2 protein-coding genes and 1 pseudogene are annotated in these 1,493 nt (G+C 71.1%); all 3 read left to right on the top strand.

What is annotated here, in order from left to right:
• Window positions 1-238: pseudogene (locus tag AB0M20_RS43030) on the top strand (oxidoreductase); the annotation flags it as partial.
• A gap of 45 nt (window positions 239-283) precedes the next feature.
• Window positions 284-784 (top strand): FMN-binding protein, encoded by a 501-nt coding sequence (locus tag AB0M20_RS43025; protein WP_364307217.1) that lies wholly within the window; start codon window positions 284-286, stop codon window positions 782-784.
• Between the two features lie 32 nt (window positions 785-816).
• The coding region (locus tag AB0M20_RS43020; protein WP_364307219.1) for an FAD:protein FMN transferase at window positions 817-1,493 on the top strand (677 nt) is incomplete at its 3' end.

Raw genomic sequence — 1,493 nt, 5'->3', positions numbered from 1 at the left:
GCTGGAAGACCTCGCCGAGCGCCGCGACGCCTGGGTCCGCTACGTCGTCGGCTCGCGCAACGACCCCGGGCCGCGGCGGCTGTTCACCCCGAACGGCCTGCTGGGCCTCGTCCCCGACGTGAACCGCCGCGACGTCTACCTCTGCGGGCCGCCCGGCCTGGTGGCCGCCGCCGTGGCGACCCTGCGGGAGCTCGAGGTGCCGGACAGCCAGCTCCACCTGGACCCATTCGAGTTCTGACCCGTTCGAGTTCCACGCCCATCCCCATCCCCATGGAGTTTTCTGATGCGACGTAGCACCGCTGCGGCCCTGGGCACTCTGACCGGCGCGGCTCTCATCGTGGGAGTCCGGCTGAGTGTGTCCGCGCCCGAGGTTCCTGTCGCCGCCGCACCGGCCGCCGAGGACGTGCCCGCCGCCGACCCGCCGCCCGCGAAGGGAGGCGAGGCCGGCGCCGCGGCTTCCGGCAAGAAGAAGGAAGCGGACAAGAAGGAAGAGCCCGCCGAGGAGGAGGGCAAATTCAAGAACGGCACGTACGAGGCCAGCGCGAAATACGTCTACGGCACCATCGAGATCCAGCTCAAGGTCACCAAGGGCAAGGTCTCCGGTGTCGAGGTCGGCTACCCGACGGCCAACGACAGCGGCACGATCAACCCGCCGGCCGTCGCGAAGCTCAAGCAGGCGACGCTGAAGGCGCAGAGCGCCGAGGTGGACGCCGTCTCCGGGGCCACGCTGACCAGCGAGGCCTACGTCAAGAGCCTGCAGGCGGCGCTCGACAAGGCGGCGTAGGGTCACCGTCCGTGCGCCACGTCGAGCAGGTCATGGGTACGGCCGTGAGCGTCGATCTCGACCGGCCCGAGTTGATCGGCGACGTGTGCGGGTGGCTGCACGAGGTCGACGCCCGGTTCTCCACGTACAAGCAGGACAGTGAGGTCAACCGTTTCCAGCGTCGCGAGATCGCGCTGGACGAGCTCTCCGCGGACATGCGGCACGTGCTGGACGCCTGTGCCGACCTGTGGAAGGAGACCGACGGTTACTTCGACGCCCACTTCGCCGGGCGGCTGGATCCCTCCGGGTATGTGAAGGGCTGGTCGGTCGAGGTGGCGTCGGCGCGGCTGGCGGCGGCCGGGTCGGTGCGTCACTACATCAACGCCGGCGGCGACATCCGGGTGCGTGGCGGGCCGTGGCGGATCGGCGTACGGCACCCGTGGGAAGCCGACAAGATGAGCTGGGTGCTGTCGGTCACCGACGGCGCGGTGGCGACCTCCGGCGTGTACGAGCGTGGCGAGCACGTCTGGAACCCGCGTACCGGAAAACCGGCCCGAGGCCTGCGCTCGGTCACCGTGACCGGCCCCGACCTGGCCCGCGCCGACGCCCTGGCGACGGCCGGCCTGGCCATGGGCGAGGCCGGCATCGCCTGGCTGGCCGACCGCATCGCGGAGGGCTACGAGTCGGCCGTGGTCACCGACGACGGCCGCGCCTTCACCTCCCCCGGCCT

Origin of the sequence: Actinoplanes sp. NPDC051633 (assembly GCF_040681735.1) — a bacterium.
Taxonomy (GTDB): domain Bacteria; phylum Actinomycetota; class Actinomycetes; order Mycobacteriales; family Micromonosporaceae; genus Actinoplanes.
The sequence above is the reverse complement of the archived record's forward strand: the minus strand, read 5'-3'. Positions and strand labels throughout refer to the sequence as shown.

What these genes read in the sequence shown, in the direction of transcription:
- AB0M20_RS43025 (WP_364307217.1), top strand. Translation starts at nt 284, where the DNA reads ATGCGACGTAGCACCGCTGCGGCCCTGGGCACTCTGACCGGCGCGGCT.